Source organism: Streptomyces sp. NPDC058274, assembly GCF_042881375.1.
GTDB lineage: Bacteria > Actinomycetota > Actinomycetes > Streptomycetales > Streptomycetaceae > Streptomyces.
In genome coordinates, this window is sequence record NZ_JBHVXW010000001.1 from 126373 (window position 1) to 140797 (window position 14425).

Genomic DNA, 14425 nt, shown 5'->3' on the forward strand with positions numbered 1-14425 from the left:
CCCCGGCCGGCACCCCGGCCGCCCCGGCCGGCCCCGCTGCCGCCCCGGTCCGCTCCTCCGGCGCCGTCACAGTCCCTCCTCGAGAAGCGCGTAGCCACGCTCGACGAGCTGGGCGAGCTGCTTGATGTGGTCCTCGGTGGGTTCGTGCAGCGGCGGCCGCACCTCACCCACGTCGAGACCCCGCAGCCGTACCCCCGCCTTGACCAGCGAGACGGCGTAGCCGCGTCCCTGGGCGCGCAGGTCGACGAACGGGCGGTAGAAGCCGTCGAGCAGCCGGTTCGCGGTGTCGTCGTCGCCGGAGTTGAGCGCCTGGTGGAAGGCGAGCGCGAGCTCCGGCGCGAAGCAGAAGACGGCGGACGAGTACAGCGTGATCCCGATGCCCCGGTAGGCGAGGCCGGTGAGCTCGGCGGTCGGCAGGCCGTTGAAGTACAGGAAGTCGCCCGGCACCTCGGACCGCACCGCGCTCACGATCCGCTGCATCAGGTCCAGATCGCCCAGCCCGTCCTTGAACCCGATGATCCCCTCGGTGCGCGCCAGCTCGGCCACCGACTCGGGGGTGAACACGGCGTTGTCCCGCTGGTAGACGATGACGTCGAGCGAGGTCGCGCCGGCCAGCTCGGCGTAGTGCCGCAGCAGCCCCTCCTGGCCGGCCACCACGAGATACGGCGGCATGGCGAGCAGCCCGTCGGCCCCCGCGCCCTCGGCGAGCCGCGCGTAGCGCACGGCGAGCGCGGTCCCGTACCCGGCGCCGGCGATCACCGGAACCCGGCCCGCCGTCTCCTCCACGGCCGCGCGCACGCACGCCTCGAACTCCTCGGGCGTGAGCGCGTGGAACTCCCCGGTGCCGCAGCACGCGAAGACCGCCGCGGCCCCGGCCTGCACACCGCGGCGCACATGCTCCCGGTACACGTCGAGATCGACGGAGCCGTCGGGACCGTAGGCGGTGACGGGGAAGAACAACGGCCCGCTGGGGGTACGCAGTCGAGCGGCGAGGGGGGCTGACGTCACGGGCTCTCCCTGAACAGGCACGGCGCCCGGCGCGCCGCGCCGTCACCGGCGCTCGCGCACACAATCGCGGTGCACGTTTCTGATCCACGTCTATATTTCTGAACGCACCCACGCTAAGCCGCGACCTTGGGGCCGGTCAAGCGCGCAAACACGCTACCCAGAGGCGGATTCCCCGCCTCCGCGCGACACTTGACGCGGAGCACCGATGATCCCTAGCGTGTCCATGGATGTGAATGCTGTACACGCATGCGCATGAGCATCGGCTGACGATCCAAGGAGACCCGAAGATGCCCGCTCCCCGTACCGTTCTGCTCACCGGCGCCGCCGGCGGACTCGGCACCCTGATGCGGGGCCTGCTGCCGAAGTACGGCTACGAACTGCGCCTTCTCGACCTGCTCCCCATCGAGGGCGAGCCGGACGCGATCACCGCCGATCTGGCCGACCGGGCCGCGCTGCGCGAGGCGGTGCGCGGTGTCGACGCGATCATCCACCTCGCCGGTATCTCCCTGGAGTCCTCCTTCGAGAAGATCCTCAAGGCGAACATCGAGGGGACCCACCACCTGTACGAGGCGGCGCGCGAAGAGGGCGTGGGCCGGATCGTCTTCGCCTCCTCCAACCACGCGGTGGGCTTCACCCCGCGCCCCCGGGGCGAGGCGCCCTTCGACCGGAGCGCGCTCATCCCCATCGACACCCCGCGCCGGCCGGACACCTTCTACGGGCTCTCCAAGTCGTTCGGTGAGGACCTGGCGCAGTTCTACTGGGACAAGCACGGCCTGGAGACGGTCTCCGTGCGCATCGGCTCCTGCTTCGCGGAGCCCACCAGCGTGCGCATGCTCTCCGTGTGGATGAGCCCCGAGGACGGCGCACGCCTCTTCCACGCCGCGCTGACCGCCGACGACGTCCGGCACACCGTCGTCTACGGCTCGTCCGCCAACACCCGGCTGTGGTGGGACCTCTCGACCGCGCGGGAGCTGGGCTACGAGCCGCAGGACGACTCCGAGCCGTACGCCGAAAAGCTCATCGCCGAGCAGGGCGACCTCGACCCGGGCAATCCGGACCACGCGCATCTGGGCGGCCACTTCACCACGAACCCGCCGATCTGGCCGTACTGACGCGGCGAGGAAACCGGCAGGAAGGGCGGGCGGGCACCGAACGGGCCCGCCCGCCCCGCTGTTCGGGCACGGAGGCTGCCCGATCTCACTCCCCGATGGACTCCGCCCCAGGTCCGGCACGGGCAACCGGAACGGGAAACGGGCGCAGCCGGGCACCATCGGGCATGCAACAGGCCTGGTCAGTGACCGAGACCCGCTGTAGAACTTCCCTCATGGGCCCGAACGGGCAGCGAGGCAGTGACGCAGTGCGTACAGGGAGCAGGTGCCGGCCATGACCGCGGAAGAACGACAGCGCGAGATCGTCCGGGCCGCCCGCCGTACGGGCTCGGTCGACGTCACCGCGCTGGCCGCCGAACTGGGTGTCGCCAAGGAGACCGTCCGGCGCGATCTGCGCACCCTGGAGGACCACGGTCTGGTGCGGCGTACCCACGGCGGCGCCTATCCCGTGGAGAGCGCCGGGTTCGAGACGACGCTCGCCTTCCGCACCACGAGCCAGGTCCCCGAGAAGCGCCGGATCGCGGCCGCCGCGGCCGAGCTGCTCGGGGACGCCGAGACGGTCTTCGTCGACGAGGGGTTCACCCCGCAGCTCATCGCCGAGGCACTGCCCAGGGACCGGCCGCTGACCGTGGTCACCGCTTCCCTGGCCACGGCGGGCGCGCTCGCCGAGGCCGACAACACGAGTGTCCTGCTGCTCGGCGGCCGGGTCCGCCCCGGCACCCTCGCCACCGTGGATCACTGGACGACGAAGATGCTCGCCGGTTTCGTCATCGACCTGGCGTTCATCGGCGCCAACGGCATCTCCCGCGAACACGGCCTCACCACCCCCGACCCGGCGGTCAGCGAGGTCAAGGCCCAGGCGATCCGCGCGTCACGGCGCACGGTCTTCGCGGGCGTGCACACCAAGTTCGGAGCCGTCAGCTTCTGCCGGTTCGCCGACATCAGCGCACTGGAGGCGATCGTCACCAGCACGCTGCTCCCCTCCTCCGAGGCCCACCGGTACTCGCTGCAGGGCCCCCAGGTCATCCGAGTCTGACCACCCAACTGACCCACTCACAGCGCGTCCGAAAACCCAACTGACCCACCCGTAGGGCATCGCCCTACCCACATTCACCCGTTATCTCCCCATACGTCCAGGAGCGATCCATGCGAACCCAGAGCCGACGGAGGCCGCGCGCGCTTGCCGCGGCCGCCGCAGGGACGCTGCTCGCCCCGCTGCTCTCCGGCTGCTGGGCCGGGGCGGGCGGAGCCGGTTCCGGCGGCAATTCCATCAATGTCCTGATGGTCAACAACCCCCAGATGGTCGAGCTGCAGAAGCTCACCGCCGGAAACTTCACCAAGGAGACCGGCATCAAGGTGAACTTCACCGTCCTGCCCGAGAACGACGTCCGCGACAAGATCAGCCAGGACTTCGCCAACCAGGCCGGCCAGTACGACGTCGCCACCCTGAGCAACTACGAGATCCCGATCTACGCCAGGAACGGCTGGCTGCACGAGATGGACTCGTACGTGCGGGACGACCCCGCGTACGACGAACAGGACGTGCTGAAGCCGATGCGGCAGTCCCTCACCGCCGACGACGGCAAGCTCTACGGGCAGCCCTTCTACGGCGAGTCGTCCTTCCTGATGTACCGCAAGGACGTCTTCGCCGAGAAGGGCCTGAAGATGCCCGCACACCCCACCTGGGACCAGGTGGCACAGCTCGCCGCCGAGGTGGACGGCGCCCAGTCCGGCATGCGGGGCATCTGTCTGCGCGGCCTGCCCGGCTGGGGCGAGATCATGGCACCGCTGACGACCGTGGTGAACACCTTCGGTGGCACCTGGTTCGACAAGGACTGGAAGGCCCGGCTGGACTCCCCCGAGTTCGAGAAGGCGACGAAGTTCTACGTCGACCTCGTCCGCAAGCACGGTGAGTCCGGCGCCGCCCAGTCCGGCTTCGCCGAGTGCCTCAACAACCTCACCCAGGGCAAGACCGCCATGTGGTACGACGCCACCTCCGCCGCCGGTTCCCTCGAATCGGCCAAATCCCCGGTCAAGGGCAAGATCGGCTACGTACCGGCGCCGGTGGAGAAGACGGAGAGCTCCGGCTGGCTCTACACCTGGGCCTGGGGCATGCAGAAGGCCTCCCACAACTCGGACAAGGCCTGGAAGTTCATCTCCTGGGCCTCCAGCAAGGAGTACGAGCAGCTGGTCGGCGACAAGATCGGCTGGTCGAACGTCCCGGCCGGCAAGCGCGCCTCGACGTACACGAACGCCGAGTACCGCAAGGAGGCCGCCGCCTTCCAGGACATGACACGGGCCGCCATCGAAGGCGCCCGGCCCCGCGACCCGGGGGTGCAGCCGCGCCCCGCACCCGGCATCCAGTTCGTCGGCATCCCCGAGTTCACCGACCTCGGCACCAAGGTCTCGCAGGAGATCAGCGCGGCCATCGCCGGACGCCAGTCCGTCGAGTCGGCGCTCAAGAAGTCCCAGCGGCTCGCCGAGCAGATCTCGAAGGAGTACGAGGGACGATGACCGCCACCACGACAGCCCCCGTAGCGACCGCTCCCGCCCGCGCCGCCCGCCCGCCCTCCGGCCGGCTGCGCGCCTGGGCCACCCGGGCACCGCTGCTGCCCGCCCTGATCTTCATGATCGCCGTGACGCAGCTGCCCTTCGTGGCCACGCTGGTGATCTCCTTCTTCGACTGGAACGCCCTCTACCCGAAGGCCCGTCACTTCACCGGCTTCGCCAACTACTCGCAGGTCCTCACCGACCCCGACCTGCGCAAGTCGGTCTTCACGACGGTGCTGCTGACGGCCGCCGTGGTGATCGCCAGCCTGGTCATCGGTCTGGGTCTCGCCCTGCTCATGGACCGCAAGTTCCGCGGCCGGGGCCTGGTCCGCACCCTGCTGATCGCGCCCTTCCTGGTGGTCCCGGTGGCCGCGGCCCTGCTCTGGAAACATGTGCTCTACAACCCGGAGTACGGCCTCTTCAACGGGCTGCTGCACTATGTGGGCGGCCCACAGCCGGACTGGATCTCCAACACCCCGCTGCTGGCGGTCGAGGCCTCCCTCATCTGGCAGTGGACGCCCTTCATGATGCTGATCCTGCTGGCCGGCCTGCAGAGCCGCTCCCACGAACAGGTCGAGGCGGCCCGGGTGGACGGGGCGACCGACTGGCAGGTCTTCCGCCACCTGACCCTCCCCCACCTGCGCCGCTATCTCGAACTCGGCGCCCTGCTGGGCTCGATCTACATCGTGCAGAACTTCGACGCGGTCTTCACGATCACCTCGGGCGGCCTCGGCACGGCGAACCTGCCGTACACCGTCTACCAGAGCTTCTACCAGGCCCACGAGAACGGTCTCGCCTCGGCCGCGGGCGTCCTGGTCGTCATCGGCTCGATCATCATCGCGACCTTCGCCCTGCGCGTCGTGTCGTCCCTGTTCAGCGAGGAGGCGAACCGCGCATGAGTGCCACCGCCGTACCCGTACGCACCCGCCGGACCCGGGGCGCGGGCCTGGGCCTGATCGCCTGGCTGGCCGGAATCGTCTTCTTCCTGCCCATCGCGTGGATGGCGCTGACGTCCTTCCACTCCGAGTCGGACGCGGCGACCAACCCGCCGTCCTTCGCGGCCTCCCTCACGCTCGACGGCTATCGCGAGTTCTTCGGCACGGGAGGCGGCGCGAGCCCCTGGCCCGCGCTGATCAACTCGGCCGTGGCGTCCGTGGTCTCGACGCTCTTCGTCCTGCTCCTCGCCTTCCCGGCGGCCTACGCGCTCTCCATCCGGCCGGTGAAGAAGTGGACGGACGTCCTGTTCTTCTTCCTCTCCACGAAGATGCTGCCGGTGGTGGCCGGGCTGCTGCCGATCTACCTGTTCGCGAAGAACACCGGGATGCTGGACAACATCTGGCTGCTCGTCATCCTCTACACCTCGATGAACCTGCCGATCGCCGTGTGGATGATGCAGTCCTTCCTCGCCGAGGTTCCGGTGGCGGTCATCGAGGCCGCGCAGATCGACGGCGCCAGGCTGCCCACGATCCTCAGCCGCATCGTGGCCCCCATCTCCGCCCCGGGGATCGCGGCCACGGCCCTGATCTGCTTCATCTTCAGCTGGAACGAGCTGCTCTTCGCCCGGGTCCTCACCGGAGTGGTCGCCGAGACCGCCCCCGTCTTCCTGACCGGCTTCATCACCAGCCAGGGCCTGTTCCTGGCGAAGGTGTGCGCCGCGTCGCTCGTGATCTCCCTGCCGGTGCTCGCCGCGGGGTTCGCCGCCCAGGACAAACTGGTCCAGGGCCTGTCGTTGGGAGCCGTGAAATGAAGGCCGCCGTCATCGAGTCCGTGGGCAAGGCCGTCGTCATGGAGGTCCCGGACCCGACCCCAGGACCCCGGGAGGTCGTCGTCGAGGTGGCGGCCTGCGGACTGTGCGGCACCGATCTGCACATCCTCCAGGGCGAGTTCGCGCCCAAGCTGCCGATCGTGCCGGGCCACGAGTTCGCGGGCGAGGTGGTCGGTGTCGGCACCCAGGTCACGGAGGTCTCGGTCGGCGACCGGGTGGCCGTGGACCCCTCCCTGTACTGCTACGAGTGCCGCTACTGCCGTACCGGCCACAACAACCTCTGCGAGCGCTGGGCCGCGATCGGCGTCACCACGGCGGGCGGCGCGGCCCAGTACGCCGTCGCCCCGGTGGCCAACTGCGTCAAGCTCCCCGAGCACGTACGCACCCAGGACGCCGCCCTCGTCGAACCGCTCTCCTGCGCGGTCCGCGGCTACGACGTCCTCAACGCCCGTCTCGGCGCCCACGTCCTCATCTACGGCTCGGGCACGATGGGCCTGATGATGCTGGAGCTGGCCAAGCGCACGGGCGCGGCGAGCGTGGACATGGTCGACCTCAACCAGCAGCGGCTGGCCACGGCCCAGTTGCTCGGTGTCTCCGCGTCGGCGGTGAACGCCGACGAGCTGGACCGCCCGCAGGGCTGGGACGTGGTCGTCGACGCGACGGGCAACGCGGCCGCGATCCAGGACGGCCTGGGCCGGGTCGCGAAGGCCGGCACCTTCCTCCAGTTCGGCGTCGCCGACTACGCGACCCGGGTCAGCATCGACCCGTACCGCATCTACAACCAGGAGATCACCATCACCGGCTCGATGGCGGTCCTGCACAGTTTCGAGCGGGCGGCGGAACTCTTCGCGAACGGCGTTCTCGATCCGGAGATCTTCATCAGCGACCGGCTGCCGCTCTCGAACTATCCGCAGGCACTGGAGCAATTCGCGGCCGGAGTGGGCCGAAAGATCATCGTGACGCCGTAATTCGCTGTTCCCGGGCATGGCCGGACGCCTAGCATCCCGGCCATGCCACAACCTCATGGATTCCGATACGAGGAGCTCGCGGACGGCGCGGTCGCCATCACGCATCTCGACCGCTCCGCCGGGACGCTGCGCGGTGCGCGGGCCCAGCAGTTCCTGGCCGAAGTGATGGCCGGAGCCCCCCAGCTCGTCATGGCCCGCTGGACCGGAAACTACAAGCGGGGCAACGAACGCACGGCCCGGAATCACCCACGAAATCGCCACTGACCCAAATGGCCGTCGGGTAAGGGAACGGTAAAGCGGCCTCGGTCGTTCACCCGGCATGACAGCTATGACCCCAGGCTCGAACATCCCTCTCCCCGTCGCGCGCGTGACGGTGGACGTCGCCGCTCCGGTGCGGCTCGACGTGTCGGGCCTGCTGCTCACCGCCGACGGCAAGGTGCGCTCCGACGACGACTTCATCTTCTACAACCAGCCTGCGGGCCCGGGCGTGACCTACCGCTCCGGCGGGGGTACGGCCCCGGACGCGATCACGGTCGACACGACCGCGGTCCCCCCGGGCATCGAGAAGATCGTCGTCACCGCGAGCCCGGACGCGGCGGGCCAGACCTTCCAGGGCATCGAACCCACGGCCACGATCCGCAACGCGGACGACAACTCCGTGCTGGCCTCCTTCACCCCGCCGCAGCTGGGCAGTGAGACCGCCCTGGTGATCGTGGAGGTCTACCTCCGCAACGGCGCGTGGAAGGCCCGCGCGGTCGGCCAGGGCTATGCGAACGGCCTGGCGGGCATCGCCACGGACTTCGGTGTCACGGTGGAGGAGCCGGCGCCCGCGGCGGCCCCGGCCGCGCCCGTGGTGCAGCCCCCGGTGACTCCGCCGGCTCCGCCGCTCGACCCGCGCATGTCCGCGCCGCCGGCTCCGGCCGCGCCGCCCGCTCCCGCGGCCGCCGCCCCCGGCTCCGGGAAGATCAACCTCGACAAGGGCCGGGTGAGCCTCCAGAAGAACCAGACCGTCTCCCTGGTCAAGGACGGCCGTCCGCTCCTCTCGCAGGTCAAGATGGGCCTCGGCTGGGAGCCCGCGTTCCGCGGCAAGGACATCGACCTGGACGCGTCGGTCATCGCCTACGGCCCGCAGCGCAATCACATCGACAGCTGCTACTTCGGCAAGCTCTCCATCGTGAACGGCGCGATCAAGCACTCCGGCGACAATCTCACGGGTGAGGGCGGCGGTGACGACGAGGTGATCGTCGTCGACCTCGGCCGGCTCCCCCAGGAGGTCACCGGCCTGGTCTTCACGGTCAACTCCTTCTCCGGCCAGAAGTTCACGGAGGTCGCCAAGGCGTACTGCCGTCTCGTCGACGCTGCGACCGACGAGGAGCTGGTCCGCTTCGACCTCACCAACGCGGAGCCGCAGACCGGAGTCATGATGGCCAAGCTGATCAAGCAGTTCTCCGGCGAGTGGGAGATGACGGCCATCGGAGACTTCGTCAAGTCCCGCACGGTCCGCGGCATGGTCAAGCCGGCCGCGAGCGCGCTCTAGCCTTTCCGCCGGGCGGCCTCCGCACCGCCGGGTGCCTCTGCACCGCCGGTGGGCCATCTCCCCTACCCCGTCGGCACCCGGCACGGGGTGTCGGCGAGCCCGGCGCTACGGGGTGCCGCCCGGGTGGGCCCGGTCCCGCACCTCCATTGGCACCCGGCGTAGGTGCTGGCGCGGGGTGGGTCGGCGAGCCCGGCGCCACGGGGGTGCTGCCCGGGTGGGCAAACTCCCCTACCGGCATGGGCACCCCGCGCTGGTGCCGGCGCGGGGTGGGTCGGCGAGCCCGGCGCCTAGCGGGTGCCGCTGCACCCACCCTCCCCCACTCTCGACTCCGCTCGACCGGGGGGACCCCCATCGCCCCGAGCGGCACGCATGCCCGCAGCTATGACCGTACGGCCGGCCCCACCGCGTGCCCGCTGCCCCGCAGCTATAGCGGCTCCGCCGCCCCCCGGGGTGCCCGCTGCCCGCAGCCATGCGGCTTCGCCGCCACCCCGTGCCCGCTGCCCGCAGCGAAGACAGTTGCCGCGGCCGGCAGCGCAAGACAGCGACGGCGGTAGGGCCGCCGCAGCCCGCTGCCCGCAGCGCAAGGCGGCAACGGCGGGCCGCAGAGGGCCCGCAACCCCCACGCACCTGCGGTCGCGAGCCGGCCGAAGGGGCCGTGCCGGTACATCAAATGCCCGTCGCCATGCGTCAGGACGGGCAACCGAGCGCCCCCAGAAGAGAGCACAGCCGGTAGGGCGACGGGCGGATGTACCGGCACGGACCCGACCCACCCCCCGGCGCTAGGCGAACCACCCACCCCCCGGCGCTAGGCGACCCACCCACCCACCGGACGGCGAACCACCCACCGCCAGACCGCGAACCGCCCACCGCCGGACGCCGAATCACCCACCGCCAGACAGCGAACCGTCTACCCACCGGCACGAGGCGACCGACACCCACCCAGCGACGGCTCAGCCGCCCGCCCCCGGCCGCAACCCCTCCGTCAGGAGGGACAGGTACCGCCGGATGTACTTCCCCTCGCCGTTCGCCAGCTCCGAGGCCGTAGCGACACCGTGCGCCAGCCGCAGAAGCTCGATCGGCTCCACATCCGCCCGCAGCGTCCCCTCCCGCTGAGCCGCCCCCACCAGTCGCGCCGCCGCCCCCTTCACCGAGTCCCCGCACGCGGTCAGCACGGCCGAACTCCCGTCCGCGACAGCCGACCCGAGCAGCCCCTTCAGCCCGCGGACCTGGATCATTCCCTCGCTCAGCTCGTTCAGCCACTCCACCAGCGCCTCGCCGGGCGGCAGTTCGGCGGCGATCTCATCCGCCCGCGCAGCGATCGCGTCGATGCTGTCGACGTACACAGCTTCCAACAGCGCCTGCCGCGTGGGGAAATGCCGGTACAGGGTGCCGGACCCGACCCCGGCCCGCTTGGCGATGTCGTCCAGCGACGCACCTTCCCCGTGCTCGGCGAACGCGATCGCCGCTTCCTTGAGCAACCGCTCGTAGTTCCGCCGCGCATCCGCCCGCATCGGCTTGGCCGAACGCGTCGAGCCGCCCGCTCCCACCTGCGTCATTCAGCTACTCCTTGCGAACCGGGGACCTTCTCCGTATCTTAGCGAGCATTAAACGGAGACAGTCCCCGCTTACCGCCGCGGGCCATCCGCGCTGTCCACGGGGGCGATCCGTGCTGCCCTCCGCAGGCACCACGCGCCGCCCGCGGACACCTCACCGGGACACCAGACAGGGAGCATCCCATGTCCACCCCGTCCACCTCACCAGCACAGCCCACCGGCCCGACTCCAACCGGAACCGCACCCGGTACCGCGCCCGCACCCGCACCCCGCACCGGACATCACACCCCCGCACCCGCCCAGCCTCCGCACCGCCCTCTTCGTCATCGTCACCGCCTACTTGATGGTCGGCGTCGACTCCACGGTGGTCAACGTCGCGCTCCCGGACATCCAGCGAGACCTCAACTTCACGCCGACCGGCCTGTCATGGGTGCTCAATGCCTACACCCTCGCCTTCGGCGGACTGCTCCTGCTCGGCGGTCGCGTGGGCGACATCGCGGGCCGCCGCCGTACCCTCACCGCCGGCGTCCTCCTCTTCGCGCTCGCGTCGCTGCTCGGCGGCCTCGCCACCGCGGACGGCTGGCTGCTGGCGGCCCGGGCCCTCCAGGGCGTCGGCGCCGCTCTCACCGCCCCCAGCACCCTCGCCCTGATCACCACCAATTTCCCCGAGGGCCCGCGCCGCCATCACGCCCTGGGCATCTACACCTCGATGGCCAGCATCGGCGCCTCCATCGGCCTGGTGCTCGGCGGCATGCTCACCTCGTGGGCGTCCTGGCGCTGGGCCCTGCTGATCAACGTGCCGATCGGCATCGGGGTGGCCCTGGCCCTCCCCCGCTTCGTCGCCGAGACCCGGCGCCACGCGGGCCGTTTCGACGCGGCGGGCGCACTGACCGGCACCACCGGCATGACGTCCCTCGTCTACGCCTTCATCCGGGTCTCGGAACACGGCTGGACCGACACCCAGTCGCTGCTGGGCTTCAGTACGGCCGCCGCACTCCTCACGGGCTTCGCGCTGATCGAGTCCCGTGCCGACCAGCCGATCATGCCGCTGCGCCTCTTCCGCAGCCGCAACCGCGCGGGCGGCTACGCGGGAGTGCTGCTGCTCCCCGCGGGCATGTTCGGCGCGTTCTACTTCCTCACGCTCCTCACCCAACAGGCGCTGGGGTACGGCCCGTTGCGCGCCGGCTTCGCCTTCCTGCCGATGACGCTGGCGATCTTCGCGACCCTGCGCTTCGTGCCACGGCTCCTTCAACGCCACGGCGCCAAGCCGCTGTTGCTCACCGGCATGACTCTGATCGTGGCCGCGGGCGGCTGGCTCTGGCGGCTCGAACCGGGCGACGGCTATGTCACCGGCCTGCTCGGGCCGATGATCCTGATGGGCCTGGGCGTCGGCATGAGCTTCATGCCGCTCAACGCGACGATCCTCGCGGCTGTCGCGCCGCGCGACGCGGGTGCCGCCTCCGGCCTGCTGCAGACCCTCCAGTGGCTCGGCGGCACGCTGGGACTGTCCGTGCTGGTCACGGTCTTCGGGACGGCGACCCGGCACGCGACCGGTTCCCCGGCCGCGATCCTCACCCAGGGCGCGGCCCGGGCGTTCGGGGTCGGCTCACTGATCGCGACGGCGGCCCTCCTGGTCGCCGCCCTGGCCATCACCGGACGCCCCCGCCCACCGCGGTAACCCCGCCGGAGCCCGAACCCGAAGCCTGCGGCGCCTCCCCCACCCGGCTCGGGCTCAGCCGGAGAACAGCGCACTGTACGCATTCAGCGCAGGCTGCCCGCCCAGATGGGCAGTCGGCACGCACAAGAGTGCGGCCCGCACCGAAGTACGGGCCGCACTCATGCGACTCCCCCGTCAACCGGCCTCGGCCGGTCGGCGTACCCGTCAACCGGCCTCGGCCGGCCTGCGTACCCGTCAACCGGCCCACGGCCAGTCGGCGTCTCGCCCCTGCTCGAGCAGGGGCACCATGCGGAAGGCCGCGTCCGTGAGGCCTCCGAAGGTGTGCCGGTTGGCCGTCCCGGTCGGGCCGTGGCCCGGCCGGTATCCCGCCAGGTTCCAGGTGTAGACCGGGATGTGCTCCGGGACCTGCTCGGTCGGGTCGCCGTGGTGGCTGTACATGGCCTGCTCGTCGGTGACGATCAGCACCCGGTCGTGCCCCTTGTAGTGCCGGCGCACTGCCTCGCTGGTGTCGGTGCCGCCGAGGTCGCCGAAGCGCTCCAGGACCTTGAGCACCGACTCGCCGCCACGGAACTTCACCCGGTTGCTGGTCGTACCGAACTCGACCAGATCCGCGTCGGCCGCCCGCAGCGCGAGCGCCGCGCCGAAGATCGCCGCCGCGTCGGCCCGGTTGAGCTCCGAGCGGTCCGACAGCCGCGAGTAGAACATCGAACCGGAGCGGTCCACGAGCACCAGCGTCCGCCCGCGCAGGACCGGCACATTGGCCAGCGAGTGGCCGAGCGCCTGCTCCAGCGGGTACGACCAGCGCAGCGAGGGCGCGTGCTGGTACGCGGCGAGGTAGCGGAAGGGGAACTGCCGCGAACGTGCCACCTCCGCCGGGTCGCTGATCTTGGCGGCGACCTGGGCCGCCACCTCGTCCGAGACCCCCGCCTCGTCGAAGTTCCGCAGGTTGCGGACGAGGGCCATCGCGCCCATGGACGGGATCACGGCCTCCCAGGCCGCCTTGTCCATCGGGCCCTGCAGCCAGCCGGCCAGCGCCTCCCAGGTCATGCCCGCATCCGCCAGGCGCTGCGCGCCCTGCGCTCCGGTCACGACCTTGCGACGCTTGGCGGGCCGCAGCGCCATCAGGTCGCGATGGGCCGCGAGTACGGGCAGCGACTTGGGCACCACGGCCGTGTCCGGGTTGTGGCGCCGGTCCAGCGCGTACTGGAACAGGTCGCCCTGCCACGGCTTGCCGGGGTCCGGGGCCGCGTGCACCAGGTTCAGGATGTCGCCGAAGCGGTAGCCCTTGGACGCGGTGTCGTACTTCAGCAGCGACTTGCCGTCGTAGAGGCGGCGTACGGCGTCGGCGACGCCGCGCTTGACGGGCTTGGGCACGTTGCGGCCGTACTGGGAGGTCCAGTACGCGAGCAGCTCGCCGGGCTCGTCCGGGCGGCGCAGCACGGAGGCGATGACCTGCCGGTTGGCGGGGCCGTCGGTGGCGCCCGCGTCGAGACGCGCCTTCACGTACTCGGCGGCGCCCACGATCGAGGCCGTACGGAGGTTGCCCTCGCCGCGCAGCCAGCCGAGCAGGCCGGCCGTCCACGCGGGGTCGGTGACGGCGAGCTCGCGCACCAGCTTGGCGAAGCGGTCGTCGCGGGCCGCGCCGGACTCGTAGAAGGTCTGCTGCGCAACGAAGTTCGCGATCGACAGCAGGTAGAGCTCGGAGCGTGCGTCACGCTCCTGACCGCGGCCGCCCTGGTGCGTCCGCAGGACGCGGCCGGTCGAGGTGACGCGCGAAGCGGGCTGCGCCTTGGCCGTCTTGGTGTTGAATCGCGCCATGATGAATTCCCCCGAATTCGTCTACGACCGCGAGGTCGTGTTTCGGAGGGAGGCGCAGCAAATGGAGCGTGCCCGAGATCAGGAGTCGGCGACGGACTTTGCCAGATGCTCTTCCGAATTGAGCTACATCGATCCTGCGATCGACGACGGGATTTGAACCCGCAACCCTCTGATCCGAATGAAGTAACCGTTGCCTGCGCACCGGGCACACACCAGCTGCTGCGCCTCCCGAGATCAAATCGGCGGCGGCGTGGATTCTTTGGGAGAGAAGTAGCCGCAGCCTGCGCACCGGGAGGTGCGATGAAGTTGTGAGTGTCCAGAGTTCAGGTCGGCGGAACCGACGTAGGTGCTCTGACCCCTGAGCTACACCGGCGCGTTGTACCGGTGGCGGGACTCGAACCCGCGGCCGCCCCATTATCAGTGGAAGTAGGTCCTGCCT

13 protein-coding genes are annotated in these 14425 nt (G+C 70.6%); 10 read left to right on the plus strand and 3 right to left on the minus strand.

The annotated features are described in order from the left end of the window. Positions 1-66: 66 nt before the first annotated feature. Entirely contained in the window at positions 67-1008 is a 942-nt protein-coding gene (locus tag ACFVYF_RS00590) for a 5-dehydro-4-deoxyglucarate dehydratase (RefSeq protein ID WP_389448602.1), read from the minus strand. Between the two features lie 287 nt (positions 1009-1295). On the opposite strand from ACFVYF_RS00590, the gene ACFVYF_RS00595 reads away from it, so the two are divergent. The 8 genes from ACFVYF_RS00595 to ACFVYF_RS00630 all read left to right on the plus strand — a co-directional run bounded on the left by ACFVYF_RS00595 (position 1296) and on the right by ACFVYF_RS00630 (position 8937). Continuing rightward, entirely contained in the window at positions 1296-2120 is an 825-nt protein-coding gene (locus ACFVYF_RS00595; RefSeq protein ID WP_389448605.1) for an NAD-dependent epimerase/dehydratase family protein, read from the plus strand. A gap of 271 nt (positions 2121-2391) precedes the next feature. After that, positions 2392-3153 (plus strand): DeoR/GlpR family DNA-binding transcription regulator, encoded by a 762-nt coding sequence (locus ACFVYF_RS00600; protein ID WP_383280723.1) that lies wholly within the window; start codon positions 2392-2394, stop codon positions 3151-3153. 110 nt (positions 3154-3263) lie between these two features. Next, entirely contained in the window at positions 3264-4631 is a 1368-nt protein-coding gene (locus tag ACFVYF_RS00605) for an ABC transporter substrate-binding protein (RefSeq protein WP_389448608.1), read from the plus strand. Further along, positions 4628-5566: a carbohydrate ABC transporter permease gene (locus ACFVYF_RS00610; protein WP_389448611.1), complete on the plus strand. Its 939-nt coding sequence runs from the start codon at positions 4628-4630 to the stop codon at positions 5564-5566. Before ACFVYF_RS00605 ends, ACFVYF_RS00610 begins: the two co-directional genes overlap by 4 nt. Then, positions 5563-6414, plus strand: coding sequence for a carbohydrate ABC transporter permease (locus tag ACFVYF_RS00615; RefSeq protein ID WP_389448614.1), 852 nt, complete (start codon positions 5563-5565; stop codon positions 6412-6414). The genes ACFVYF_RS00610 and ACFVYF_RS00615 overlap by 4 nt, the downstream gene beginning before the upstream one ends. Further along, complete coding sequence (locus tag ACFVYF_RS00620) at positions 6411-7400, plus strand: zinc-dependent alcohol dehydrogenase family protein (RefSeq protein ID WP_389448617.1); 990 nt, start codon at positions 6411-6413, stop codon at positions 7398-7400. The genes ACFVYF_RS00615 and ACFVYF_RS00620 overlap by 4 nt, the downstream gene beginning before the upstream one ends. A 42-nt stretch (positions 7401-7442) precedes the next feature. Next, positions 7443-7664, plus strand: coding sequence for a hypothetical protein (locus tag ACFVYF_RS00625; protein WP_389448620.1), 222 nt, complete (start codon positions 7443-7445; stop codon positions 7662-7664). 64 nt (positions 7665-7728) lie between these two features. Then, positions 7729-8937, plus strand: a complete 1209-nt coding sequence (locus tag ACFVYF_RS00630) for a TerD family protein (RefSeq protein WP_389448622.1) — start codon at positions 7729-7731, stop codon at positions 8935-8937. A gap of 950 nt (positions 8938-9887) precedes the next feature. Here ACFVYF_RS00630 and ACFVYF_RS00635 read toward each other — a convergent pair. Further along, the gene (locus ACFVYF_RS00635) at positions 9888-10493 is read right to left on the minus strand and encodes a TetR/AcrR family transcriptional regulator (protein WP_389448625.1); all 606 of its coding nucleotides are present in this window, start codon (positions 10491-10493) and stop codon (positions 9888-9890) included. A 340-nt stretch (positions 10494-10833) separates the two neighbouring features. Between ACFVYF_RS00635 and ACFVYF_RS00640 the strand changes: the two genes are divergently transcribed. Then, entirely contained in the window at positions 10834-12168 is a 1335-nt protein-coding gene (locus ACFVYF_RS00640) for an MFS transporter (protein ID WP_389448628.1), read from the plus strand. 234 nt (positions 12169-12402) lie between these two features. On the opposite strand, the gene ACFVYF_RS00645 is transcribed toward ACFVYF_RS00640, so the two are convergent. After that, positions 12403-13986, minus strand: a complete 1584-nt coding sequence (locus ACFVYF_RS00645; protein WP_389448631.1) for a TROVE domain-containing protein — start codon at positions 13984-13986, stop codon at positions 12403-12405. Between ACFVYF_RS00645 and ACFVYF_RS00650 the strand changes: the two genes are divergently transcribed. Further along, the gene (locus ACFVYF_RS00650; RefSeq protein ID WP_389448634.1) at positions 13985-14143 is read left to right on the plus strand and encodes a hypothetical protein; all 159 of its coding nucleotides are present in this window, start codon (positions 13985-13987) and stop codon (positions 14141-14143) included. The genes ACFVYF_RS00645 and ACFVYF_RS00650 overlap by 2 nt on opposite strands. Positions 14144-14425: the final 282 nt, after the last annotated feature.